This window comes from Streptomyces sp. B1866, from assembly GCF_031932565.1.
Taxonomy (GTDB): Bacteria; Actinomycetota; Actinomycetes; order Streptomycetales; family Streptomycetaceae; genus Streptomyces.
Genome location: NZ_JAVSCF010000080.1, coordinates 1 through 23,428, shown reverse-complemented (window position 1 = coordinate 23,428; position 23,428 = coordinate 1). Strand labels below are relative to the sequence as shown.

General features: G+C 75.9%; 19 protein-coding genes and 2 pseudogenes. 4 read left to right on the top strand and 17 right to left on the bottom strand.

Going from position 1 to position 23,428, the window contains the following annotated elements:
- A partial coding sequence (locus RKE29_RS13570; protein ID WP_312005466.1) for a toll/interleukin-1 receptor domain-containing protein occupies positions 1–503 on the bottom strand: 503 nt, incomplete at its 3' end.
- Between the two features lie 109 nt (positions 504–612).
- On the opposite strand from RKE29_RS13570, the gene RKE29_RS13565 reads away from it, so the two are divergent.
- On the top strand, positions 613–1,830 hold the full coding sequence (locus RKE29_RS13565) for an SLC13 family permease (RefSeq protein WP_312005465.1): 1,218 nt from the start codon (positions 613–615) through the stop codon (positions 1,828–1,830).
- Between the two features lie 156 nt (positions 1,831–1,986).
- Here the strand turns inward: RKE29_RS13565 and RKE29_RS13560 are convergent, their stop codons facing one another.
- From RKE29_RS13560 to RKE29_RS13510, 11 genes and pseudogenes are all read right to left on the bottom strand, one after another.
- Positions 1,987–2,910 carry an inositol monophosphatase family protein gene (locus tag RKE29_RS13560; RefSeq protein ID WP_312005464.1) on the bottom strand — a complete coding sequence of 308 codons (924 nt, stop codon included), beginning with the start codon at positions 2,908–2,910 and terminating at the stop codon, positions 1,987–1,989.
- Positions 2,885–3,712 (bottom strand): hypothetical protein, encoded by an 828-nt coding sequence (locus tag RKE29_RS13555; RefSeq protein WP_312005463.1) that lies wholly within the window; start codon positions 3,710–3,712, stop codon positions 2,885–2,887. Before RKE29_RS13555 ends, RKE29_RS13560 begins: the two co-directional genes overlap by 26 nt.
- 33 nt (positions 3,713–3,745) lie before the next feature.
- Positions 3,746–4,708, bottom strand: coding sequence for a hypothetical protein (locus tag RKE29_RS13550; protein ID WP_312005462.1), 963 nt, complete (start codon positions 4,706–4,708; stop codon positions 3,746–3,748).
- A gap of 164 nt (positions 4,709–4,872) precedes the next feature.
- Entirely contained in the window at positions 4,873–5,850 is a 978-nt protein-coding gene (locus tag RKE29_RS13545; protein ID WP_312005461.1) for an NAD(P)H-quinone oxidoreductase, read from the bottom strand.
- Between the two features lie 83 nt (positions 5,851–5,933).
- A complete protein-coding gene (locus RKE29_RS13540; protein ID WP_312005460.1) occupies positions 5,934–7,040 on the bottom strand; it encodes a potassium channel family protein in 1,107 nt (368 codons plus the stop codon).
- Entirely contained in the window at positions 7,037–9,070 is a 2,034-nt protein-coding gene (locus RKE29_RS13535; RefSeq protein ID WP_312005459.1) for a molybdopterin-binding protein, read from the bottom strand. Before RKE29_RS13535 ends, RKE29_RS13540 begins: the two co-directional genes overlap by 4 nt.
- Positions 9,067–9,633, bottom strand: a pseudogene (locus RKE29_RS13530) (DUF6457 domain-containing protein); the annotation flags it as partial. The pseudogene RKE29_RS13530 and the gene RKE29_RS13535, both read right to left, overlap by 4 nt.
- Before the next feature lie 366 nt (positions 9,634–9,999).
- Positions 10,000–10,299 (bottom strand): annotated as a pseudogene (locus RKE29_RS13525) (molybdenum cofactor guanylyltransferase); the annotation flags it as partial.
- A 61-nt stretch (positions 10,300–10,360) separates the two neighbouring features.
- Positions 10,361–11,932 (bottom strand): 2-oxo acid dehydrogenase subunit E2, encoded by a 1,572-nt coding sequence (locus tag RKE29_RS13520; RefSeq protein ID WP_312005458.1) that lies wholly within the window; start codon positions 11,930–11,932, stop codon positions 10,361–10,363.
- A complete protein-coding gene (locus RKE29_RS13515; protein ID WP_312005467.1) occupies positions 11,932–12,936 on the bottom strand; it encodes an alpha-ketoacid dehydrogenase subunit beta in 1,005 nt (334 codons plus the stop codon). The genes RKE29_RS13520 and RKE29_RS13515 overlap by 1 nt, the downstream gene beginning before the upstream one ends.
- A 56-nt stretch (positions 12,937–12,992) precedes the next feature.
- Positions 12,993–14,132 carry a thiamine pyrophosphate-dependent dehydrogenase E1 component subunit alpha gene (locus RKE29_RS13510; protein ID WP_312005457.1) on the bottom strand — a complete coding sequence of 380 codons (1,140 nt, stop codon included), beginning with the start codon at positions 14,130–14,132 and terminating at the stop codon, positions 12,993–12,995.
- Positions 14,133–14,318: 186 nt separating this feature from the next.
- Between RKE29_RS13510 and RKE29_RS13505 the strand changes: the two genes are divergently transcribed.
- Positions 14,319–14,792, top strand: coding sequence for an Lrp/AsnC family transcriptional regulator (locus tag RKE29_RS13505; protein WP_312005456.1), 474 nt, complete (start codon positions 14,319–14,321; stop codon positions 14,790–14,792).
- Positions 14,793–14,898: 106 nt separating this feature from the next.
- Here RKE29_RS13505 and RKE29_RS13500 read toward each other — a convergent pair whose 3' ends face one another.
- Together RKE29_RS13500 and RKE29_RS13495 are read right to left on the bottom strand one after the other, a co-directional pair.
- Positions 14,899–15,486: a TetR/AcrR family transcriptional regulator gene (locus RKE29_RS13500; RefSeq protein ID WP_312005455.1), complete on the bottom strand. Its 588-nt coding sequence runs from the start codon at positions 15,484–15,486 to the stop codon at positions 14,899–14,901.
- Positions 15,487–15,488: 2 nt separating this feature from the next.
- A complete protein-coding gene (locus RKE29_RS13495; protein WP_312005454.1) occupies positions 15,489–17,111 on the bottom strand; it encodes a 3-hydroxyacyl-CoA dehydrogenase in 1,623 nt (540 codons plus the stop codon).
- A 141-nt stretch (positions 17,112–17,252) separates the two neighbouring features.
- Here RKE29_RS13495 and paaN point away from each other — a divergent pair, with 141 nt between their 5' ends.
- Complete coding sequence (paaN, locus tag RKE29_RS13490; RefSeq protein ID WP_312005453.1) at positions 17,253–18,971, top strand: phenylacetic acid degradation protein PaaN; 1,719 nt, start codon at positions 17,253–17,255, stop codon at positions 18,969–18,971.
- 111 nt (positions 18,972–19,082) lie between these two features.
- On the opposite strand, the gene RKE29_RS13485 is transcribed toward paaN, so the two are convergent.
- From RKE29_RS13485 to RKE29_RS13475, 3 genes are read right to left on the bottom strand one after another with little or no spacing between them, the layout of a single operon-like run.
- Positions 19,083–19,925 carry a TrmH family RNA methyltransferase gene (locus tag RKE29_RS13485; RefSeq protein WP_312005452.1) on the bottom strand — a complete coding sequence of 281 codons (843 nt, stop codon included), beginning with the start codon at positions 19,923–19,925 and terminating at the stop codon, positions 19,083–19,085.
- Positions 19,922–21,187: an HTTM domain-containing protein gene (locus tag RKE29_RS13480; RefSeq protein WP_312005451.1), complete on the bottom strand. Its 1,266-nt coding sequence runs from the start codon at positions 21,185–21,187 to the stop codon at positions 19,922–19,924. The genes RKE29_RS13485 and RKE29_RS13480 overlap by 4 nt, the downstream gene beginning before the upstream one ends.
- Positions 21,184–21,855 (bottom strand): DUF5819 family protein, encoded by a 672-nt coding sequence (locus tag RKE29_RS13475; RefSeq protein WP_312005450.1) that lies wholly within the window; start codon positions 21,853–21,855, stop codon positions 21,184–21,186. The genes RKE29_RS13480 and RKE29_RS13475 overlap by 4 nt, the downstream gene beginning before the upstream one ends.
- Before the next feature lie 378 nt (positions 21,856–22,233).
- On the opposite strand from RKE29_RS13475, the gene paaA reads away from it, so the two are divergent.
- Positions 22,234–23,373, top strand: a complete 1,140-nt coding sequence (gene paaA, locus RKE29_RS13470) for a 1,2-phenylacetyl-CoA epoxidase subunit PaaA (RefSeq protein WP_312005449.1) — start codon at positions 22,234–22,236, stop codon at positions 23,371–23,373.
- Positions 23,374–23,428: the final 55 nt, after the last annotated feature.

The window sequence follows — 23,428 nt, the reverse complement described above, 5'->3', positions numbered from 1 at the left end:
CCCGGCGCGGCCACGGCGGCGTGCCCGCCGGGGTAGCCGGGCCGGCGGTCGGGGCGGGCGCGGCCGGCCACGGCCTGCGCGACGCGGGCGAGCAGCAGCTCGCGCGCGGTCGCGGTGTCCGCCACGTGCGCCAGGTCGACGTACGTGATGGTGGCCAGCAGGCCCTCCACGGGCGTGTCCTCGACCCGTACGGTCAGCAGGCGGCGCTCGGGCGCGTCCGGGTCGGAGCGCAGCGCGGCCAGCCACTCCATGCGGCCGAAGCGGGAGCGCTTGTAGTTGTCGGACAGGACGGCGACGACGGCGGCGGACTCGCTGACGCCGCGGTCCATGAAGTCCATGAAGTTCGTGCCGGGCACGAAGTCCCACGCCTGGACGATGGTGCGGTAGCCGACCTCCTCCAGCGTCCAGGCGATCCACGAGGCCCAGCGCTCATCGGCGGGCGAATAGCTGATGAAGAAGTCCAGCGCCCCGGATTCCCCCGTCAGTCCTTGGCGAGCGACCATGCCCGCCATTCTATGAATCGCCGTCAAAACCGTAAATAGTAAGCCTCTTTGGAACCGGATTCAAACATTCAGGGGCGGGCGCACGGAAGTTCGTGCGATCCTTTCGCCCATGCGCGTTCTTCGGCACCTGCGGCACCCGCGGGTCGTCAAGCGCCTGCACCCGCTGGACTGGCTCGCCGCGGGGCTGCTCGCCTGCGGGCTGCTGTGCGTGGCCACCGGAGCGCTGCCGACCGGCCCGGCGGGCGAGGTCATGGACCGCATCGGGCCGCTGCTGGCCTTCCTCGCCACCGTGATCGTGCTGGCCGAGCTGACCAGCGAGGCGGAGGTCTTCGACGTGGTCGCGGCGGGCGTGGCGCGGGCCGGGCGGGGCAGCTACGCGCTGCTGTTCCTGCTGTGCGTGGCCTTCGCCGGCGTCACCACGGCGACCCTGAACCTGGACACCACGGCCGTGCTGCTGACGCCCGTCATGCTGGCGCTGGCCTCGCGCGTGGGCATCGCGACCGTACCGCTGGCCATGACCACGGTCTGGCTGGCCAACACCGCCAGCCTGCTGCTGCCGGTGTCCAACCTGACGAACCTGCTGGCCTCCGACCGCGTCGCGCTGTCGCCCGCGGGCCTGGCCCGGGCCATGTGGGCGCCGCAGCTCGCGGCGCTGGCGGCGACCATGGCGTGCCTGTGGCTGTGCTACTGGCGGCGCGGCGTGCGCGGCGCGGACGCCTACCTGCCGCCCGCCCGGCACCGGCCCGCCGACCCGTGGCTGTTCCGGGTGTGCGCGGCCGCGTGCGCGGGCTTCCTGCTGGTGCTGCTCGTGACCGGCGTGCCGCTGTGGGCGGCCTCGGGCGGCGCGGCCGTGGCCGCGGTCGCGGTCTTCGCGGTGCGGCGGCGGTCGGTGCTGCGGCCCTCGCTGGTGCCGTGGCGGCTGCTGGCGCTGGTGCCCGGCATGTTCCTGGTCGTGCAGACGATGGACGAGCACGGGCTGCACGAGGTGCTCGCCTCGGCGGTGGGCGACGACGGCGGGGTCGGCGGCATGTTCCGGGCGGCGGCGGTCGGCGCGGGCCTGTCCAACGTGCTCAACAACCTGCCCGTCTACCTCGCGGGCGAGGCCGCCGTCCCGGCCGGCAACCACGACCAGCTGCTGGCCCTGCTCATCGGGACCAACGTCGGCCCGGTGGTGGCGCCCTGGGCCTCATTGGCCACGCTGCTGTGGTTTGAACGGTGCCGCGCGCAGGAGGTGCGGGTGTCGCTGGGGCGGTTCGCGGCGACGGGCGCGGTGCTGGCGGTGACGGCGGTCGCGGCGTCGACGGCGGCGCTGGCGGCGGTGCGGTGAGGTGTGGCGCGGGGCGCTGGCTGTGGGTACGACTCGTACGTGCGGCCGTGCGGGATGGGCGGGCCGTGCGGGCCGTACGCGCGGGCGGGCCGTCGGGGCTCTCAGGGGCGGGCGGTGGGGCGCGGGCCGCTCAGGGGGCGGTGGGGCGCGGGGCGGTCAGGGGCGGGCGGTCAGGGCGCGGCCGGCGGCCACGAGGTCGAGCAGCGCGGGCAGCAGCTCCGGCCGCGCCGCGACGAAGCTGCGGTCGGTGTCCGGGCCGCCGAGGCCGATGGGGAAGGGCCCGCCGTCCAGGGCGGTGACGCGCACGCCCGCCTCGGCGGCGAGCAGCGCGCCGGCCGGAAGGTCGATCATCTCCGCGCGGTAGCCGACGAAGCCGTCGATGTCCCCGCGGGCCAGCATGGACCAGGTCAGCAGGGGTGCCCACAGCTGGAGGAGCCGCCGGGCGCCGCCCTCCAGGGTGTTCTTCAGGGCCCGGGCGGCCGGGTCGGCGCGGGCCACCGCGTGACCCTGCGTCCACGCCAGCAGCGGCCCGGCGGGCGGCACCGCGCGCGGGGCGGCGGTCAGCGGCCCGTGCGGGCCGTACGCGCCGCCGCCGCGCGCCGCCGTCCACGTCAGGTCGGTCACCGGCTCGTGGACCACGCCGACCACCGTCTCGTCGCCCGCGCACAGGCCGATGCCGACGACGTAGGCGGGCAGGCCGATCACCAGGTTGTTGCTGCCGTCGAGGGGGTCGACCAGCCAGGTGCGGCCCGAGTCCGGTCCGTCGCCGTCGCCGTCGCCGTCGCCGTCCAGCGCGCCCGACTCCTCGGCGAGGATCCGGTCGTGCGGGAAGTGCTCCCGCAGCCGCCGGACCACGATCTGCTCCGCCATCAGGTCCAGGTCCGTGACGACGTCGCCGCGCTCGCCCTTGGCCCGTACGCCGTAGCCGTCCCGGCCGTCCGGGAACCGCTCGCGCAGCAGCGCGCCCGCCTCGCGCGCGGCGGCCACCGCGACCTCGCGCTCGGCCGCGTACGCCGCGCCGTCCGGCGGCGCGGGGCACGGCGGGGCCGCCGGGTCAGGACGTGCCGGACGACGGGTCATGAACCCTCCTGAGAGCCGACCCGGCGATCCGGGCGGTGAGCGGACTGTCGCACTGCCGGCGCACCACGCGGTGGCCCGTGCCGTGCACCGGGCCCAGGGACAGGTCGGTGCGGTCCGGTACGGAGCGGCCGAGCACGAGCGTGGCGGCCGCCGCGCCCTCGGGAACGTCGGTGAAGTGGAACTCCCCGGCGGGCAGCGTGTAGATCTCGCCGCGGCGGCTGGTCTGCACCGGTCCCGCCTCGCAGCGGACCAGGCGGGGAGTGGGCTGGATCTCGTCCACCCCGAAGGGGCGGCTGCGCACCTCGAAGACGCGGTGGGTCGGTCCGTACGCGCCCGGCGCGCCGCTCTCCGGCGACGTAACGGCTGACGTCTGGCCGGCTGACGTCTGGCCGCCTGACACCGGGTCGGCTGACACGGGGTCGGCTGACGCCGGGTCGGCTGACGCCGGGTCGGCTGACGCCGGGTCGGGCGGCGAGGGGTCGGCGCGGCCCGCGTCGCGCACCTCTAATCGCACGTTCCCCACCTGGCCGTACAGCACGCAGCTCGTCAGCTCCCAGCTGTGGCAGTGCAGGCCGGAGGTGGTGACGGCCGCCGCGCGGCTGCCGAAGACGTGCACGCAGGCGCCCCGGCCATGGCCGTCGCGCAGCACCGGCAGGCAGAAGAAGCCCAGCGGATGGCGGACGGCGCGCACCGGGCTGCGGCCCGCGGCGACCGCGGCGAGCATGGCGGCGGCCAGGCCCAGCAGCTCGCCGGCCGCTCCCTCGCGGGCGGCGGCCCGTTCCAGCGTGCAGTAGTCCGTCATTGCCGCATCCCGCCCCCCAGCAGCCCGCGGCGCTCAGCGGTGGTAGGGGTTCTCCGCGCGAAGCGCTTTGTCGATGATTTCGCCGACGTCCTGGTCTGTCAACGCGGTCGGCAGCGGCAGCCCGAGCCCGTCGAACAGTCGCCTGGCCTCGTCCACGGTCGGCTCGTCGGACAGCGGCACGGCGGCCCGCAGGTCGAGCTTGACGGCCTGTTCGCGGGCCTGGTGCAGCTCGGTGACGTAGTAGTCGTACAGGGCGCGGCCCCGGTCCACGCACAGGCCGACGCGGCGCGGGTCGTCCTGGGTGATGACCAGGCAGGACGACGACAGGTCGAAGCGCAGGGCCGGCGCCACGGAGGAGAGGTGGACGTCGATCTCCAGGGTGTCGAGACGCTGCCGGTACCAGCAGGCCGCCAGCACGGTCGCGTACGACTCCTTGCGCGTACGGTCCGCGCTCCACGCGTCGCCGGGCCCGGCGTCCGGCCGGCGCCCGAACGACTGCCGGAAGCGGGCGTACGCCAGGCAGACCCGCTCGTCGGCCGGGTTGACGATGTCGAGCTTGACGACGAGGGAGCGCCGCCGGCTCTGCGCCAGCCGCACGCACTCCGGCAGCGTCACCGCGCGCAGGTACGTGCCGGTGCCGCCCCTGAACACCCAGCGGTCGGTGTCCTCGCGGGCCAGCCGCAGGGTCTCCGCCAGCTCGGCGCCGGACAGCGAGCGGACCATGGTGACGTCGTCGATGCCCTGCCGCAGCCCGGCGCTCGCCTCGCGGATGTCGGCGACCCGGCGCCTGCGGTCCGCCAGCAGCCCGTACACCAGCGAGGCCAGGACCAGGAGGATGGCGCCGGACGCCACCTGGTCGCTGACGAGGTCGGAGAAGATGTCCAGCACCCCGACCGTGACGGCCACGGCCACGGCGACGACGCCGTCCAGATTCCTGATCGCCCACGCGATGGCGTCCTCAAGCCGATGCCCGCGCTGCCCGCCCGTGCGTGTCACGTCCCCCGACCTCTCCGCGGATTCACCCGAAATGCTAGAAGCCGAACGGCGCGGGCCGCCAGGGAGACGGGCGGAGCGGGATGCGGGGCACGGGCCAGGACGGCGCGTCAGACGGTCGCAGACGGTCGTCATGCGGCTCAGACGGCTCAGACGGCTCAGACGGCTCAGACGGCGAGGATCACCTTCCCCACGTGCTCGCCGGCGTCCAGCACCCGGTGCGCCTGCGCGGCGTCGCGCAGCGGGAGCGTGCGGTCCACCACCGGTCGGACGCGGCCGTCGCCGAACATCGGCCAGACGTGCTCCCGTACGGCCGCGACGATCGTCGCCTTCTCCGCGAGCGGGCGGGCGCGCAGGGAGGTGGCGGTCACGGCGCCGCGCTTGGCGAGCAGCGCGCCGAGGTTCAGCTCGCCCTTGACGCCGCCCTGGAGGCCGATGATCACCAGGCGGCCGCCCACGGCGAGGGCCTTCACGTTCCGGCTCAGGTACTTGGCGCCGATGATGTCCAGGATCACGTCCGCGCCCGTGCCGTCGGTGGCCTTGCGGAGCTCCGCGACGAAGTCCTGCTCGCGGTAGTCGACCAGGATGTCGGCGCCCAGGGCCGCGCACGCCTGGAGCTTGTCCGCGCTGCCCGCGGTGACCGCGACGCGTGCGCCGACGGCCTTCGCGAGCTGGATCGCCATCGTGCCGACGCCGCTCGCCCCGCCGTGCACCAGCAGCGTCTCGCCGGGGCGCAGGTGGGCGATGAGGAACACGTTCGACCACACCGTCGAGGTGACCTCGGGCAGCGCGGCGGCGGTCACCAGGTCGACGCCGGGCGGCAGGGGCAGCAGCTGGCCGGTGGGCACGGCCACCTTCTCGGCGTACCCGCCGCCCGCGAGCAGCGCGCACACCTCGTCGCCCACGGCCCAGCCGTCCACGCCCGGGCCGAGCGCGGCGATCCGGCCCGAGCACTCCAGGCCCGGGTAGGGGGAGGCGCCGGGCGGCGGGTCGTAGAAGCCCTGGCGCTGGAGCAGGTCGGCGCGGTTCACGGCGGTGGCGGCGACCTCGACCAGCACCTCTCCCGGGCCGGGCACGGGGTCGGGGACCTCGGCCCAGACGAGGGCTTCGGGGCCGCCTGGTCGGGGGATGGTGATCGCATGCATGGCCGGGAGGCTACTCCTGGTCGCGCGCTGGGCCGGTCACCCGGGGCCCGGCCGGGGCGGGGCGAGGTGGTCGGCGGCTGGTTTCAGGACGCGTGGGGCGGCGGTATGGACCCGGTGCCGTGCGGGGTGGCGGCGGGGGTCGGGGTGGCCGAGGCGCGGATGATGGTGATCAGGCGGTCGGTGGCCTGGAGCGGGCTCGCGTCCGGGTGGTCGTACGGCAGCAGGCGGTGGCCGCGCAGGACGGAGACCACCAGGTCGTCGGTCTCCCGCACCGAGCGGCCCACCTCCGACTTGACCACCGTGCGCTCGACCAGGTCCAGCCCGCTGCCCTGCTGGATCAGGTCCTCGATGACCGCGCCCGCGCTGGGGCTCTGCACGCTCATCCCCAGCAGGCGCCCGGCCGCGCTGGAACTGGTGATCACGGCGTCGGCTCCGGACTGGCGCAGCAGCGGCGCGTTCTCCTCCTCGCGGACGGCGGCGACGATGTTGGCGCCCCGGTTGAGCTGGCGGGCGGTGAGCGTGACGAGCACGGCGGTGTCGTCGCGCTGGGTGGCGACGACGAACTGGCGGGCGCGCTGGGCCTCGGCGCGCACCAGCACGTCGCTGCGGGTCGCGTCGCCGACGACGCCCGCGAAGCCCTCCGCGTTGGCCGCCTCGATCACCTTGTGGTCGGCGTCGACCACGACGACCTGCTTCTTGGACAGACCGGTGGCGCACAGGGTCTGCACGGCCGACCTGCCCTTCGTACCGAAGCCGACGACGACGGTGTGATCGCGCAAGGCGGACCTCCAGCGGGTCAAGCGGTACTGGTCCCGGGTGCGCTCGGCGAGGACTTCGAGCGTGGTGCCGACCAGGATGATCAGGAAGAGCACGCGGAGCGGGGTGACGAGGAGGGCGTTGGTCAGCCGGGCGCTGTCGCTGTACGGGACGATGTCGCCGTAGCCGGTGGTGGAGAGGGTGACGGTGGTGTAGTAGACCGCGTCGAGGAAGCTGATCTCGTCGTCGGCGTTGTCGTGGTAGCCGGTGCGGTCTGTGTAGACCAGGGCGACGGTGGCCGTCATGACCAGCAGCGCGAGCAGCAGCCGGCGCGCTACCTGGCGCAGCGGGCCCGCGGTGTAGCGCGGGAGGCGGACGCGGTGGGCGGGGGGCTCGGGGGTGTGGGCGGCGGCGTCGGAGGTGGGCAGCTTCACGCCGGGTCTCCTGCTGCTCCTCGGTGCGGTGCGCGCGGTCCTCGGGAGGTGTGCCGGGCCGGGTCAGGGGGCGTGCTCGCGGCCGCGGCCGGGGGCGTGCGCGGGGACGTGGCCCGGGGCGTGCGCGGGGCCGGGTCCGGCGGGCCGGGGGGCTGGTCGCCGGTGCTCCAGGGGCCGGGGAGTGACCAGGGGAGGTCGAGGATGTCGGCCTCGGCGCCGCGCGGCGCGCCGCCGGGCGGGATGACGGCGAGGCCGTCCGCCACCGCGATGCCGCGCAGCATGGCCGGGCCGTTGAAGCGCAGCGGCACCGCCTCCTCGCCCTCGTCGCCCTCGGCGTCGCGGAAGGTGACCGGGACCAGCCGCGTGTCGTACGGGTGGCCGGGTACGGCGGCGGCGAGCGGCGCGGGGCGGGGGGCGGGCGCGGGGCGGCCCGCGAGCGTGCGCAGCAGGGGCTCGGCGAGGGTCAGCAGACCGGAGACGGCGGCCAGCGGGTTCCCGGGCAGGCCGACGAGGTGCCGGCGGGGCGCGGCCGGGCCCGCGCCGGGCGGGGCGGTGGTGGTCCTGGCCTGGGCGGCGGGATCGTCGCGGGGTCCGGCGGGGGTGTCGGCCGGGGCGAGGCGGGCCAGCAGCATGGGGTGGCCCGGGCGGACCGCGACCCCGTCGACCAGCAGCTCGGCGCCCAGGCGGCGCAGGGTGGGGTGCAGGTGGTCGACGGGCCCGCCGGCGGTGCCGCCCGTGGTGACGACCAGGTCGGCGGGGGAACCGGCGACGGCCTCGTACAGCGCGTCGGCGTCGTCGGGCAGGCGGCGCACGGCGAGCACGTCGGCGCCGAGCGCGCGCAGCCAGGGGCCGAGCATGGGGCCGAGCGCGTCGCGGATGCGGCCGTCGCGGGGCAGCCCGCGCTCCAGCAGCTCGTCGCCGAGGACCAGGATCTCCACGCCGGGGCGCGGGGCGGTCGGCAGGCCGTCGTACCCGGCCGCCGCGGCCAGGCCCAGGACGGCCGGGGTGATCAGGGTGCCCGCGGGCAGCAGCTGGTCGCCGCTGCGGCACTCCTGCCCGCGGGGCCGGATGTCCTGGCCGAGGGCGACGGGGTGGTGGCCGGGCAGGACGTGCAGCCAGCCGGCGTCGTCGACGGTGCCGTGCTCGGCGCGCAGCACCGCGGTGGCACCGGCCGGAAGGCGGGCTCCGGTGGCGATGCGGACGGCGTGGCCGTCGGGAAGGGGTGCGGTGGGGGCGTGGCCCGCGAGGATGCCCGGCCCGTCGGCGGCGGGCAGCCGCCACGGGCCCGGCCCGGCCAGGGCCCAGCCGTCCATGGCGGAACTGTCGAACGACGGCAGGTCGGTGAGGGCGACCAGCGGTTCGGCCAGCACGTGGCCGAGGGCGTCGGGAAGCGTGCGCGGGACGGCGGCCGCCCGTCGGCCCAGGGCGGTAGGGGACTCGGCCTCCGGCCCGGCGCCCCGGTCCCGGGCCGCCACGGGGGCACGGGCGGCGATCGCGCGCGCGGCGGGCCAGGAGGTGTGCGCCCGGTGCGCGGCCGGGGGCCGCGGCGCGGCGGAGTGGTGTGCGGCGGGCTGGTGTGCGGTGGCCTGGTGTGCGGTGGCCTGGTGTGCGGTGGCCTGGTGTGCGGTGGCCTGGTGTGCGGTGGCCTGGTGTGCGGTGGCCTGGTGTGCGGTGGCCTGGGACCCGGCCGACGGGTGCGTGGCGGACTGGGCAGCACCGGGTCGCGCGGGCCGGGCGGCCGAGGGGCCGGCGGACGGGCGACCGGGGGCGTCGTGCGGGCCGGGCGCGTCGTGAGGAGTGTGCGGTGGACGAGCCTTCGACGCCGCGCCGAGCGGCGGGATGCCCTGCGACGGGCCGCCGCCTGGCGGGGCGCCTTGCGGCGGACTCGGTGCGCTCGGTGCGGTGGGCGGGGGGTCGGGGGCCATGACCAGCGCCAGCGCCTCGTCGACCTCGCGGTCCAGCCGCTCCGCGTCCCCCTCGGCGGCCCTGTCGGCGTCGGCGCTCCCGCGCCGGGGCTTCCGGTTCGTCATCCCGCCGGCCGCTCCGGCTCCCCCGGCGTGCCGGCCTTTCCGGACGCGTCGGCCGCTCCCGGCGCGTCGGCCTCCTCGGCCCACCGGGCCGCCAGCGCGACGGCCTTGCGGGTGGCGTCGGCCAAGGCCTCCGGCCCGCCGCCCCGCTGCGCGGCGGCATAGCCGACGAGGAAGGTGGTGAGCGGGGCCGCGGGGCGGGCCACGCCGTGGGCGGCCTCCCTGGCGAGGTCGAGCAGGGCCGCGGTGTCGACGTCGAGGTCGACGCCGAGCTCGGCCTTTACTGCCGTCATCCATTCGTCCAACACGTGTCCATGCTCCCTGATCCGCGCGCGTGCCGCGCTGATGTCCTCCCAGGTGTCGCAGTCGAACGAGTCGCCCGCGCGGTCCAGCAGCGCGAGGTCCAGCTCGTCCGTCAGCAACCGCAGGGGCAGCCCGGCGAGCCCGCCGTGCTCGGCGGCCAACAGGGCCAGCTCGCGGCGCAGCGGCTCGGCGCGGTAGACGGCGACAAGAGGCTGCGCCCGACCACCGGCGTCCACCAGCACCACCCCCTCAGCCCCGCCGACCGCGCCGCCTTCAGCCCCGCCGCTCGCGCCGCCGACTCCGGCCCGGCTGACCGCATCGCCGCTCGCTGTCCTGCCGAGCCCGGCCCCGCCGCACGCGGAACCGCCACCCGCGGAACCGGGCCCCGACCCGCCGCCCCCGGCCTCGCCTCTTGCCCCGACCCGGGCGGCCTCGCCCGGCGCGGGTCCGCCGACGACACCGCCACCTGCCGACGGGCCACCCGCGGCACTGCCGCCTGTGTCACCGCCGCTTGCGGCACTGCCGCGCACCGCCGCGGCGGCCCCGGCCCCGGCCGCCGCACCACCGTCCTCGGCGCTGACCTCGGCGCTGGCCTCGGCCCGGCCGCCCGCGCCGCCGCCGAGGGCCGTCAGGAGCGCCCGCACGCTCTCCGCCGTGAGGAACGGCAGGTCCGCGGAGAGCACGAGCACCACCGGGGCCGTGGTGGCGCGCACCCCGGCGTCCAGGGCGGCGACCGGGCCGCCGCCCGGCGGCTGCTCGCGGGTCCACTCCACGGGCCGTACGGTCGGCCGGCGCGGGCCGACCACGACGGTCCGCCGCGCGTCCGCGCAGGCGCCCAGCACCCGGTCGAGCAGGGGCCTGCCGCCCACCCGCACCGCGGGCTTGTCCGCCCCGCCGAGGCGCCGGGCGGCGCCTCCGGCCAGGATCACAGCGTCGTACGCGGTCACCCCAGGAGTATGGCCGTATCCCGGAGATCCAACCGCGCGGGGGCTACAGCGTCCGCAGCAGCAGCGCCGGGTTCTCCACGTGGTCGGCCACGCACCGCAGGAAGCCGCCCGCCACCGCCCCGTCGCACACCCGGTGGTCGAAGGTGAACGACAGCTGCACCACCTGCCGCACCGCCAACTCTCCTTCGTGCACCCACGGTTTGGCCGCTATCCGGCCGACCCCGAGCATGGCGGCCTCGGGATGGTTGATGATCGGTGTCGAGCCGTCGACTCCGAAGACTCCGTAGTTGTTGAGTGTGAACGTGCCTCCTGTCAGCTCGGCTGGGGTCAGCGTGCCGGTCCTGGCGGCCTCGGTCAGGCGGGCCAGCTCGGCGGAGAGGCCTGCCAGGTCGCGGGCGTGGGCGTCACGGACGACCGGGACGACCAGGCCGCGGCTGCTCTGGACGGCGAAGCCCAGGTGCACGGCCGGGAGCCGGACGACCTCCCGGCGCTCGGTGTCCACCGTGGCGTTCAGCTCGGGGTGCCGGGCCAGCGCCGCCGTGCAGATCCGGGCCAGCAGGGCGAGCAGCGACACCCTGGGCCCCTCGGCGGCGTTCACCGCCGTACGCGCCGCGAGCAGCGCGGTCGCGTCGGCGTCCACCCAGCAGGTCGCGTCGGGAATCTCCCGGCGGCTGCGCACCAGCTTGTCGGCCGCCGCGCCCCGTATGCCTCGCAGCGGCACCCGCTCCCCGGCCGGGCCTGGCCGCCCGGCGTGTCCGGTCCAGCTCCCGGTCCCGGTCGGCTCCGAGGCGGCCCGGCCCCCGGAGCCGCCCTCATCCGGCAGCCCGGCCGCGGTGGCCGGACCGGCCGAAGCAGACGGACCGACCGGACCGACCGGAGCAGACGGACCGGATGGAGCAGACGGACCGGCGCCGACCGCCGCCGACCGCGCCGCGCGCTCCACGTCCGCGCGCAGGACCAGCCCGTCCGGACCCGTGCCCGCGATGTCCCGCAGGTCGAGGCCGCGCTCCCGGGCCAGCCGCCGGACCAGGGGCGAGACCACCGGGACGACCTCGCTCCCCGGCCGCCTCCGGCCGCCGCGCGCGCGGCGGCGCCGAGTCCCCAGGGCGCCCGTGCCGTAGCCCACCAGGACGTTGCCCGACCCCGGAGGCCGCGCCCTCGGCTCCTCCCCCGGCTCCGCGTCCTCCCGCCGACCAGGCCCCGGCTCCTCCCGCCGCTCCGGCTCGGGGCCGTCCCGCCGACCGGGCCCCGCGCCGCCCCCCGGTCCCGGCTCGCCCGGCGCACCCGCCTCCCCGGCGCTCCGGCCGCCCGCCTCCCCGGCGCCCGGGCCCGGCTCGCCCGCCTCCGGGCCCGGCACGGCCGCCTCCGGGCTCGGCACGGCCACCGTCAGCAGGGGCGCACCGACCGGCAGCTCGGTGCCCTCCCGGCCGAAGCAGGCGGTGACCACACCGCCGTACGGGCACGGCAGGTCCACCGTCGCCTTGGCGGTCTCCACCTCCACCACCGGCTGGTCGACGGCCACCACGTCGCCGACCCGGACCAGCCACCGCACGATCTCCGCCCCGGTCAGCCCCTCCCCCAGGTCGGGCAGCGTGAACTCGCGGACTTCGGCCATCAGCCCTCGCCTCCCGGCGTCCACTCCGCCTCCCACTGGAGCCGGGCCACGGCGTCCAGCACCCGGTCGACGCCGGGCAGGTGGTATCGCTCCAGCATCGGCGGCGGGTACGGGATGTCGAAGCCGGTGACCCGCAGCACCGGCGCCTGGAGGTAGTGGAAGCAGCGCTCGGTGATCCGGGCGGCGATCTCCCCGCCCGGGCCGGCGAACCCCGCCGCCTCGTGGACCACCACCGCACGGCCCGTCCGCCGCACCGAGGCGCACACCGTGTCGTCGTCGAGCGGCACCAGCGACCGCAGGTCGACGACTTCCAGGTCCCAGCCCTCCGCCACCGCCGCCCCGGCCGCCTCCAGGCAGACGGGCAGGGCGGGTCCGTAGGTGACGAGGGTGGCGGGCCGGCCGTGCCCGGTGGCGGCGCGGCGCACGGCCGCCCGGCCGATCGGCGGGACCTGCCGCGGATGGTCGGGCGACCAGTGGGCCCGGGACCAGTACAGCCGCTTCGGTTCGAGGAAGACGACCGGGTCGTCGGAGGCGATGGCGGCGCGCAACAGCCCGTAGGCGTCGGCGACGGTCCCGGGGACGACGACGTGCAGGCCGGGGGTGGCCATGTAGTAGGCCTCGGAGGAGTCGCTGTGGTGCTCGACCCCGCCGATGCCGCCCCCGTAGGGCACCCGCACGGTCAGGGGCAGGGGCAGGGCGCCGCGCGTGCGGTTGCGCATTCGGGAGACCTGGCTGACCAGTTGCTCGAAAGCCGGGTAGGCGAAGGCGTCGAACTGCGTCTCCACCACCGGCCGCAGTCCGTACATGGCCATGCCGACGGCCGTGCCGAGGATGCCGGCCTCGGCCGGCGGCGTGTCCGAGCAGCGGTCCTCGCCGAACTCGGCGGCGAGCCCGTCGGTGATCCGGAACACTCCGCCCAGCGTGCCGACGTCCTCGCCCATCACGTGCACGGCCGGGTCGGCGGCCAGGGCGTCGCGCAGCGCGCGGTTCAGCGCCCGCGCCATGGTGACGGGCCGGGCGGCGGCGCCGGGACCCGCGCCGGTGCCCGCGGCCGCGGTGGTCACCGGTCCTCCTCGTCCTGGGCCTCCGCGTCCAGCTCGGCCCGCAGCGCGGCGGCCTGCTCGTCCAGCTGCCGGGTCGGGCGGGCGTAGACGTGCGCGAACAGCTCCATCGGGTCGGGGGCCGGGGGCTGGCCGAGGCGGTCGCGCAGGTCGGCGGCCAGCCGCTCGGCGGCCTCCCGCGCGCCCCGCGCGGCGGCCTCGTCCAGCAGCCCTCTGTCCCGCATGGCCTGCTCCACCAGGGCCACCGGGTCGTGGGCGCGCCAGGCCTCGACCTCGGCGTCGGGACGGTAGCGGGCGGCGTCGTCGGCGTTGGTGTGGGCGTCGACGCGGTAGGTGACGGCCTCGACCAGGGTGGGGCCGTCACCGTCGCGGGCCCGGCGGACGGCCTCGGCGAGGACCTGGTGGACGGCGACGGCGTCGTTGCCGTCCACCAGGCGGCCGGGCATGCCGTAGCCGACGGCCTTGTGGGCGAGGGAGGGGGCGGCGGTCTGCCGGGCGAGGGGGACGGAGATCGCGAAGCCGTTGTTCTGCACGAGGAAGACCACGGGGGCGCGCCAGACGGCGGCGAAGCCCAGCGCCTCGTGGAAGTCGCCCTCGTTGGTGCCGCCGTCGCCGACCAGGGCGAGCGCGACGGTGTCGTCGCCCTTCAGGCGCGCGGCGCGCGCCAGGCCGACGGCGTGCGGCAGCTGGGTGGCCAGGGGAGTGCACAGCGGGGCCACCCGGTGGGCGCGCGGGTCGTGGCCGCAGTGCCAGTCGCCGCGCAGCAGGGTCAGCGCGCGCACCGGGTCGAGACCGCGCACCACGGCGGCCAGCGTGTCGCGGTAGGTGGGGAAGAGCCAGTCGCGCTCCCGCAGCACGAGACCGGCCGCGACCTGGCACGCCTCCTGGCCGGTGGAAGAGGGGTACACGGCCAGTCTGCCCTGCCGGGTGAGGGCGGTGACCTGCGCGTTGTACCGGCGGCCGCGCACCAGCTCGCGGTGCAGCCTGGCCAGCAGGCCGGGGTCGACGCCGGCGGCCTCGGGAGTGCCCAGCACCCGGTGGGGGACCGGGTCGGGCAGCAGCGGCTCCGGGTCGGACCGGGGCCGCCAGGCGGGCGGGGGAGCGGGCCGGTAGATGCCGGGCTGGTCAAGAACCGTCATGACGACCTCCGTGACATGGTCGGGCGGACAGGTCCGTCGATCCCCGCCCCTCACCTACCGATTGTTCGGTCGAAGACACAGTTTGGCTACATGCGGCCTCAGCCTGTGGAAAATCGGTTCCGCACCCTCCGAGAAGGGGACAACACGTCCATGAAGGGGAGGCAGAGCGGCGTGCGGGGAGAACAGATGGCACCTTCGGGGGGCAGGTCCGCGGCGCGTCCGCTCGACTCCGTCGATCACGCCATCCTGCGGATTCTCCGGGCCGACGGCCGCGCCTCGATACGGTCGGTCGCCGAGCGGGTGCACGTCTCGCGCGCCAACGCCTACGCCCGTATCAACCGGCTCGTCGAGGACGGCGTGATCCGCGGCTTCAGCGCCCGGGTCGACCAGGAGCGGGCCGGCCAGGGCGCCTCCGCGTACATCACGATGAAGATCGTGCAGAACTCTTGGCGCACGGTCCGCGAAAAGCTCCAGTCACTGCCGGGAGCCGCGCACATCGCCCTGGTCACCGGGGATTTCGACGTCCTGTTGCAGGTGCACACGCCGGACAACCACTCGCTGCGCGAGCTGGTCCTCACCCGTATCCAGTCGATCCCGGAGGTGCTGAGCACGCGCACGCTGCTGGTGTTCGAGGAGCGGGACCTGGACGTCGACTCGTGACCCGCCGCCCGGCCCGGCCGAAGCCCCCCGGCCGCGCCCGTCGGCCACGTACGGCCGCGCCCGTCGGCCACGTACGGCCGCGTAGACGACGTACGGCCCCGTAGGCCTACGTGCGTAGTCCGGCGAAGGCCGTCACGACCACCGCGTCGGCGACCTCCTCGCAGCCCGCGGCCCCGCCCCGCTCCGGCCGGTACCACTCGGCGATCGAGTTGACCATGCCGAACAGCAGCCGGGTCGCCAGCCGCGGGTCCACGTCCGCGCGCAGGTCGCCGTCGGCCACGGCCCGCTTGACCAGTTCGGCCACCCGGTGGTCGAACTCCCGCCGCCGTTCCAGGGCCCACCGCTCGGTGTCGGTGTTGCCGCGCACACGCAGCAGCACGGTCACGTACGGCAGGTCCCGCATCAGCACCTCGGCGCTGCGCCGCACCACGTACTCCAGCCGCCCCACGGCGCGCCCCTCCCGCGCGGGCGGCTCGTCCAGGATGCCGAAGAGGCCGTCCAGGGCGCGGCTTATCGCCCGCCGCAGCAGCTCCTCCTTGCCCCTGACGTGGTGGTAGATCGAGGACTTGGAGATCCCCGCGGCGTGCGCGAGGTGCTCCATGGAGGTGCCGTCGTAGCCCCGCTCGTTGAACACCTCGACGGCGACCGCGAGCAACGTCTCGGGCGTGTAGGTGTCGCGCTTGGGCATGGCCATGATTACAGCAGCAATCCGCCGGTTGCCGCACGCCTGGCCAGCAGCCGGGACGGCGCGTACCGGCCGGTGGGGCAGGTGTGGTGCAGGTTGCCCAGGACGGTGCGCAGCCAGCGCGCTCCGAGCAGGTCGCCCCACTCCAGCGGCCCGCGCGGGTAGTTGACGCCCAGCCGCATGGCGGTGTCGACGTCCCCGGGGGCGGCCACGCCGCGGCCCACCGCGTCGGCGGCGAAGTCCGCGAGCATCGCGACGGTACGGGCCACGATCATGGCGGGGGTGTCGGGGATGACGCTGACCTTCTTGCCGAGCGCCTGGAAGAGGCCGACGGCGGGGCGTACGGCCTCGGGGGGCGCGGTGTCGGACGGGGCCAGGGCGATCCGGGTGGCGGCGCGGTAGTCCAGGGCCAGGTCGATCTGGACGGGGTGGCCGCCGGCTGCCGGGTCCGCGTCCGAGTCCGGCGTGGCGGGCGCCCCGTCGGCCAGCCGCAGCCGGGCTCCGCCGGGCAGGTCCAGGTAGCCGCCGTACGCGCCGGCCGGGCCCGTCGGTTCTTCTCCGGCGTCCGCCACGGTGACGCGGATGCCCGCTGCGGCGATCAGCTCGGGCAGCACGGCGAGCGGGCCCAGGTCGTCCGGGCCGACCACGGTGACCTCGGCGGGCGGCTCGCAGGGCTCGTACGTGTGCGGCTCGGGAGCGGCGGCGCCCTCCGCGTAGGGGAACCAGCCGTGGCCCGACTTGCGGCCGAGCAGCCCGGACTCCACCAGGCGCCGCTGCGCCAGGGACGGGGTGAACTTCGGGTCCTGGGAGAACGCCTCCCACACCGACCGGGTCACGGCCTCGTTCACGTCCTGCCCGATCAGGTCCGTCAGCTCGAAGGGGCCCATCTTGAAGCCGCCGGACTCGCGCAGCACGGCGTCGATGGTGGCCGGGTCGGCGGCCCGCTCCTCGTACAGCCGCAGGGCCTCGGCGTAGAAGGGGCGGGCGACGCGGTTGACGATGAAGCCGGGCGTGTCCGCGCAGTGCACCGGGGTCTTGCCCCAGGCCGCGGCGGTGGCGTACGCGCGGTCGGCGGCGGCCTGCTCGGTGGCGTGCCCGCGGACCACCTCGACCAGCGGAAGCAGCGGCGCCGGGTTGAAGAAGTGCAGGCCCAGGAGGCGGCCGGGGCGGCGCAGCGCGCCCGCGACGGCGGTGACGGACAGCGAGGAGGTGTTGGTGGCGAGCAGGCAGTCGTCCGCCACGATCCCTTCGAGGGCGGTGAAGAGCTGCTGCTTGGCGCCCAGGTCCTCCAGGACCGCCTCGATGACGAGGCCGGACTCCGCGAGACCGGCGGGTTCGGCGACCGGGACCAGGCGCGCGCGGGCCGCGTCGCGCTCGGCGGCCGGCATCCGCCCCTTGTCGACCAGCCGGTCCAGGCGCGCGGCGATGGCCGCGGCGGCGGTCTCGGCGCGGCCGGGCGCCACGTCGTACAGCCGCACGGGGTGCCCGGCCACCAGCGCGACCTGGGCGATGCCCTGGCCCATGGTGCCGGTGCCGACGACGGCGACGGCGCTGGTGCGCGCGAGGGGTCCGGCCGCCTGCCAGCCGGACGGACGGGCGGGTCCTGGCTGGTGTTCCTGGCCGATGGCAGTCATGCCCCGATCCTCCCGGTTGAGTTATCCACAGCCCTCGGCGACCCCCTTGTACCGACCGACCATTCGGTTACTCTAGCTCTGTCGGGACCTTCCGTACGTCCCGGCAGGCCGCTCAGCTCAGCTCAGCGAGGAGTTGGTGTCGTGACCGCCGCAGTCAGCGCAGCGCAGTTGACCTCCACCCACCGCCCCACCCTCGACCAGGCACTGGCGGCGATCCGCGCCCGCGCGTACTGGTCCCCCCACCCCGAGCACCCCAGGGCGTACGGGCCGGACGGCCCCCGGCCCGGCACCCTGGCGGCCGCGGAGGGTCAGGCGGCCTTCGACGCGCTCCGCGGCACCCGGCTGGACTGGGGCCAGCCCGGCACGGACGGCTGGACCGGCGGCGAGATCTCGCCGTACGGCATCGAGGTGGGCGTGGAGTATCCGCATCCGGACCTCGACGTGCTGCTCCCGGCGATGCGCGCGGGGATGCCCGCCTGGCGGCAGGCGGGCCCCGCCACGCGCGCCCTGGTCTGCCTGGAGATCCTGGCCCGGATCAGCGCGCGGTCGCACCTGTTCGCGCATGCCGTCATGCACACGACGGGCCAGGCGTTCCCGATGGCCTTCCAGGCGGGCGGGCCGCACGCGCAGGACCGCGGCCTGGAGGCGGTGGCGTACGCGTTCGAGGAGCAGACGCGCACGCCGCAGGAGGCCGAGTGGTCCAAGCCGCAGGGCAGGCGCGACCCGCTGCGCCTGCGCAAGACCTTCACCCCCGTCCCCCGTGGCATCTCCCTGCTGGTCGGCTGCAGCACCTTCCCCACCTGGAACGGCTATCCGGGTCTGTTCGCCTCGCTGGCCACCGGCAATCCCGTCCTGGTCAAGCCGCACCCGCGGGCGGTGCTGCCGCTGGCGCTGACCGTGCGGACCGCGCGCGAGACGCTGGGCGACGCGGGCTTCGACCCGAACCTGGTCGCGCTGGCCGCCGAGCTGCCGGACGAGGGGCTGGCCCGCCGCCTCGCCGTGCGCCCCGAGATCCGCATCGTCGACTACACCGGCTCCACGGCCTTCGGCGAGTGGCTGGAGACCCACGCCCGGCAGGCGCAGGTCTTCACCGAGAAGGCGGGCGTCAACACGATCGTCGTGGACTCGACCGACGACTACCGGGGCATGCTGGACAACCTGGCCTTCTCCCTCTCCCTCTACAGCGGCCAGATGTGCACCACCCCGCAGAACCTGCTCATTCCGCGCGACGGCATCCGCACCGACGCCGGCCACAGGTCCTACGACGAGGTGGTGGCCGACCTCGCGGCGGCCGTCGACGCCGTGCTGGGCGACGACACGCGGGCCGCCGCGCTGCTGGGGGCGGTGGCCGGGCCCCGGATCCGGGAGCGGATCGAGGCCGCGCCGGGCCTCGGCGAGGTCGTCCTCGCTTCGCGCGCGGTGACCCACCCGGCCTTCCCGGGCGCCACGATCCGCACGCCGGTGATCGTGAAGGCGGACGGCGCGCGGAAGTTCTGGGAGGGCCCGGAGCCGGACGCGCCGTACCTGTCCGAGTGCTTCGGCCCGGTGTCCTTCGCCGTCGCCGTCGACTCCGCAGCCGACGCGGTGGACCTGCTGCGCCGTACGGTCCGGGCCAAGGGCGCGCTGACGGTCGGCGCGTACACCACGTCGAGCGAGGTGGAGCGGCTGGTCGAGGAGGCGTGCCTGGAGGAGTGCGCCCCGTTGTCGCTGAACCTGACCGGAGGGGTGTACGTCAACCAGACCGCCGCCTTCTCCGACTTCCACGGCACGGGCGGCAACCCCGCGGCGAACGCGGCGCTGTGCGACGGAGCGTTCGTGGCGAGCCGCTTCCGCGTGGTGGAGGTGCGCCGTCCGGCCTGAGGCGCCCGGTCGGCGGGGCCGGTCCCGCCGACCTGGGCGGCGGGACGCGGCCGCTGGGGCGGACGCCGGGCGGCGGGCCGGACCGCCGGCCGGCCGGGGAGGGGCCGCCGGTCAGGCCAGGGCCGCGTGAGTACGTACCCACGCGTGCATGGCGATGGCCGCGGCCGCGCCCGCGTTGATCGAGCGGGTCGAGCCGAACTGCGCGATGGAGCACACCACGGACGCGTGCTTGCGCGCCTCCTCCGTCAGCCCGGGCCCCTCCTGGCCGAACAGCAGCACGCAGCGGCGCGGCAGGCCGGTGGTCTCCAGCGGGACCGCACCGGGAAGGTTGTCGATGCCCACCACCGGCAGCCCCTCGGCGTCGGCCCAGGCGGCGAGGGCCGCGGAGTCGGGGTGGTGGCGGATGTGCTGGTAGCGGTCGGTGACCATGGCGCCGCGCCGGTTCCAGCGCCGCCGCCCGACGATGTGCACCTCCTTGGCCAGGAAGGCGTTGGCGGTGCGCACGACGCTGCCGATGTTGAAGTCGTGGGTCCAGTTCTCGATGGCGACGTGGAAGTCGTGGCGGCGGGTGTCGAGGTCGGCGACGATCGCCTCGCGGGTCCAGTAGCGGTAGCGGTCGGCCACGTTCCGGCGGTCGCCGCGCGCGAGGAGGTCCGGGTCGTAGACCGGTCCGGTCGGCCAGGGCCCGGGGTGGGGCCCGACGCCGACCTCGGCGCCGAAGCCCTCGTCGTACTGGACGGGCTCCGCGGCCTCGCCCGCCTCCTCGGCGGCGACCCCCGCGGCACTCGGGCCGCCGCTGGAGGCGGGTCCGCCCGGTCCCGGCCCGCCGTCGCCGTACCGGCCGCCGTCCCTGCCGTCGCGGGGCTCGGCGGGGCGCGGCCCGCGACGCGTCGGCTCGTCGCGCCGCGGTGCGCCGGGGCGGCTGCGGCGGGGCTCGTCCGGGTCGGTGCTCACCCGATGAGCGTACGGGCCGGGGACTCCTGCCCGCTCGGCCGCTCCCGCCGCGGCGTGGGCACCGCCGGAAGCAGCGGCCGGGCGCGAGCGCCGACGCGGCCCGCCCACTCCCCCACCCGGCGCAGGAAGGAGGTCGGCAGGAACACCGCGTCGGCGGCGATCATCGCCAGCGAGAAGAAGGGCAGCCCCAGCAGGATGGCGATGGCCAGGTGCTCCGAGATCATCAGCACCAGCATGACGTTCTTGACCCGGCGGTTGAGGAGGGTGAAGGGGAAGGCGACCTGCGCGATGACCGTTCCGTAGGTGATCACCATGACCACGGTGCCGCTGGCCACGAGAAGGTCGCCCAGAGCGGGCCAGGGCGTGAAGTAGTGCAGGTGCATCGGGTAGTACAACGCGGTGCCGTCCTGCCAGCGCGAGCCCTGGATCTTGTACCAGCCCGCGGAGGAGTACAGCAGGCACACCTCGCCCATGATCACCAACAGGGCGCCGTTGTGCACGAGGTTGGCGATCACGTCCAGGACGGTGCGCGGCTCTCCGGGCGCGTACCGCCGCACGAACCACCACGCGGCGTGGCCGAGCCACATCCCCCACAGGACGGCGGCCCAGCCCACGCCCGGCAGCGGCCCGTCGGCCGTCAGCGACAGCCGGGCGTCGGTGAAGGTCCCCGCCCAGGTCAGGGCCAGCCCGCAGGCCGCCCACAGCACGACGCCGGTCACGTCCCGCGGCGGCTCCCGGCCCTCAGCCGCGGTCGCCGCCTCCCGCTCGGCGCGCCGGGCGTCCAGCGACCACACCCGCCCGCACCTGGTCAGCACCAGGTATATCGCCATCAGATGGACGATGTTGTCGCCGCCGTCGCCCATGAAGACGCTGCGGTTCTGCAGCGACAGCACGCCGAGCATGAACAGCACGGACATGGTGCGGGTGCGCCAGCCCAGCATGAGCAGCGCGCTGGACAGCACCGCGAGGGCGTAGACGATCTCGAACCACGTCTCGGAGCGGGACCACATCAGGGCCGTGAAGGCGTGGTTCCCGCCGATCAGGCGCTGCGCCATCTCCCAGCTCCACGGGCTGTCGGGCCCGTACAGCTCGCGGCGGTGCGGCCACTCGCGCAGCAGGAAGACCAGCCAGGTGAAGGAGAAGCCGACGCGGACCACGGCGGTCTGGTACGGGCCGAGAGCGGACCCGGTGGCGCGCGCGAGGCCGCGTCCGAGCGCGGACTCGGTACGGGCGCCGAGGCGGGTCAGGGCGGGCGGCGTCACCGTGCGCTCCCTTCGGGAAGATCGGCCGGAGTGACGGTCCACCAGGGCAGCACCCGGTACACCGTCCCGGTGTCGGTCCGCTCGTCGCTCCACGACGGCGCGGCCACCGGCGTGGTCGCGGACCGTACCTGCACGCGCCGCACCGTGCCGCCCCGCGCCTCGTCGCGCAGGCGCAGCACGACGATGCGGCGGACGTAGGTCTCGGAGAGCTCCCCGCGCGGGCCGGTGGGCCGTTCCTGGTCGTCGTGCGAGAGGGAGTAGAACTCCCAGGCGCGGCGCAGCTCGTTCTGCTGGGTGTGGCTGGGCAGCGGGTTGTGGCGGATGGCCGCCGTGTCCCGCGCGGTCAGGTCGGTCCATCCGGTGGTGGAGGTGCCGCCGTCGGGGCGGGAGACCTCGACGCGGGCCTGCACGGCGACGTTCTCCTGCACGGGGTTGGGGGCGAAGAGTTTCCAGTTCCGCTCGAACTCGGGGTAGATGTAGTCGTCGATCTGCCCGCCGTGCCGCTTGGTGACCGTGTTGGACGGGGAGACGGCGAAGAACGCCATCACGAGGTGGACGGCGGCGGCGAGCGCGACCGCCACGACGGCCGCCCCGACCACCAGCCGCGAGGGCAGCGACAGCGCGGCTATCCCGCCCGCCCGCCCGCCGTCCGGGTCCGTACCCGCCATGCCCCGCCCGCCATTCCCGGCCCGTCTTCCGTGGCCGTCTCTTCCGCCGTCGTCCACCGGCCGCCGAGGTCCTGGGACCGGCGTCCGGTGACCGGTTGTCCTGTTGTCCGGTCTGCGACCGGCCCCGGGCGTGATCCCCGGCCGATGCGCGCGCTGGGCGGCCGTACGCCAGAGCCCTCGTGTCACGCGTCCGGCACACCGTACCCACACCGGGCGGCGGGCGCAGGACCCCGGTGCGGATCCCGTGGCGGTCCGGTGCCGATCCGATGGTTATCCACAGGCTCGGCGGCCGCTTGACACCCCGGTCGCACCATCCCACCATGGAAACCGAACGATCGGTCGGTCGGGCAGGCGGACACCGAATGGGGGTGGTGCGGCATGGGCACGGCGGTGGACACGCGAGGCCGCGAGGCGGCGTTCGAGGCCATGGTGGCGGCCGACGAGCGCGTCGAGCCGCGCGACTGGATGCCCGACGCCTACCGCGCGACGCTGGTCCGCCAGATGGCCCAGCACGCCCACTCCGAGATCATCGGCATGCAGCCGGAGGCCGGGTGGATCACCCGTGCCCCCTCGCTGCGCCGCAAGGCGATCCTGATGGCCAAGGTCCAGGACGAAGCGGGTCACGGCCTGTATCTGTACGGGGCAGCCGAGACCCTCGGCGCCAGCCGCGAGACCCTGCTCGACCTGCTCCACGCGGGCCGCCAGAAATATTCGTCCATCTTCAACTACCCGGCGTTGACCTGGGCCGACGTGGGAGCCATCGGCTGGCTGGTGGACGGCGCTGCGATCACCAACCAGGTGCCGCTGTGCCGCTGCTCCTACGGGCCGTACGCGCGGGCGATGACCCGCGTCTGCAAGGAGGAGTCCTTCCACCAGCGCCAGGGCTACGAGCTGCTGCTGGCCCTCAGCCGCGGCACCGGGGCGCAGCACGCGATGGCACAGGAGGCGGTGGACCGCTGGTGGTGGCCGTCGCTGATGATGTTCGGCCCGCCGGACGACCAGTCGGCGCACTCCGCGCAGTCCCTGGCCTGGAAGATCAAGCGCCACTCGAACGACGAGCTGCGCCAGCGCTTCGTGGACATGTGCGTGCCGCAGGCCGAGTTCCTGGGCCTCACCCTGCCCGACCCCGAGCTGCGCTGGGACCCGGAGCGGGGGCACCACGCCTTCGGGCCGGTCGACTGGGAGGAGTTCCGCGAGGTCCTGCGGGGCAACGGGCCGTGCAACGCCGACCGGCTCGCTCAGCGGCGGCGGGCCCACGAGGAGGGCGCCTGGGTGCGCGAGGCCGCCGCGGCCTACGCCGCAAAGCACACCCCCGCACACCGCGCGGACGCCGCCCGGGCCGGGCCCCCGGACCCGGCGGAGGCGGAGCGGACGAGCGCGACCGGGCCGGATACGGACCCGCCGGGAGTGGACCAGGCCGGGGCGGGCCCGGTGGACGCGTCGGACCAGTCGGAGGGGGCGGGCGGAGCCGGTGCCGGGCGCCCGGCACGGCGCGGGCCCGCGGAGGGCCGGCCGTGAGCGCCCCGCGTCGGCACGAGCCCGGCGGCCCCACCGCCGCCGGTCCCCGCGGCCC

What these genes read in the sequence shown, in the direction of transcription:
- RKE29_RS13565 (WP_312005465.1), top strand. Translation starts at nt 613, where the DNA reads ATGCGCGTTCTTCGGCACCTGCGGCACCCGCGGGTCGTCAAGCGCCTG.
- RKE29_RS13560 (WP_312005464.1), bottom strand. Translation starts at nt 2,910, where the DNA reads ATGACCCGTCGTCCGGCACGTCCTGACCCGGCGGCCCCGCCGTGCCCC.
- RKE29_RS13555 (WP_312005463.1), bottom strand. Translation starts at nt 3,712, where the DNA reads ATGACGGACTACTGCACGCTGGAACGGGCCGCCGCCCGCGAGGGAGCG.
- RKE29_RS13545 (WP_312005461.1), bottom strand. Translation starts at nt 5,850, where the DNA reads ATGCATGCGATCACCATCCCCCGACCAGGCGGCCCCGAAGCCCTCGTC.
- RKE29_RS13535 (WP_312005459.1), bottom strand. Translation starts at nt 9,070, where the DNA reads ATGACGAACCGGAAGCCCCGGCGCGGGAGCGCCGACGCCGACAGGGCC.
- RKE29_RS13520 (WP_312005458.1), bottom strand. Translation starts at nt 11,932, where the DNA reads ATGGCCGAAGTCCGCGAGTTCACGCTGCCCGACCTGGGGGAGGGGCTG.
- RKE29_RS13515 (WP_312005467.1), bottom strand. Translation starts at nt 12,936, where the DNA reads ATGGCGCGGGCGCTGAACCGCGCGCTGCGCGACGCCCTGGCCGCCGAC.
- RKE29_RS13510 (WP_312005457.1), bottom strand. Translation starts at nt 14,132, where the DNA reads ATGACGGTTCTTGACCAGCCCGGCATCTACCGGCCCGCTCCCCCGCCC.
- RKE29_RS13505 (WP_312005456.1), top strand. Translation starts at nt 14,319, where the DNA reads ATGGCACCTTCGGGGGGCAGGTCCGCGGCGCGTCCGCTCGACTCCGTC.
- RKE29_RS13500 (WP_312005455.1), bottom strand. Translation starts at nt 15,486, where the DNA reads ATGGCCATGCCCAAGCGCGACACCTACACGCCCGAGACGTTGCTCGCG.
- RKE29_RS13495 (WP_312005454.1), bottom strand. Translation starts at nt 17,111, where the DNA reads ATGACTGCCATCGGCCAGGAACACCAGCCAGGACCCGCCCGTCCGTCC.
- RKE29_RS13475 (WP_312005450.1), bottom strand. Translation starts at nt 21,855, where the DNA reads ATGGCGGGTACGGACCCGGACGGCGGGCGGGCGGGCGGGATAGCCGCG.
- paaA (WP_312005449.1), top strand. Translation starts at nt 22,234, where the DNA reads ATGGGCACGGCGGTGGACACGCGAGGCCGCGAGGCGGCGTTCGAGGCC.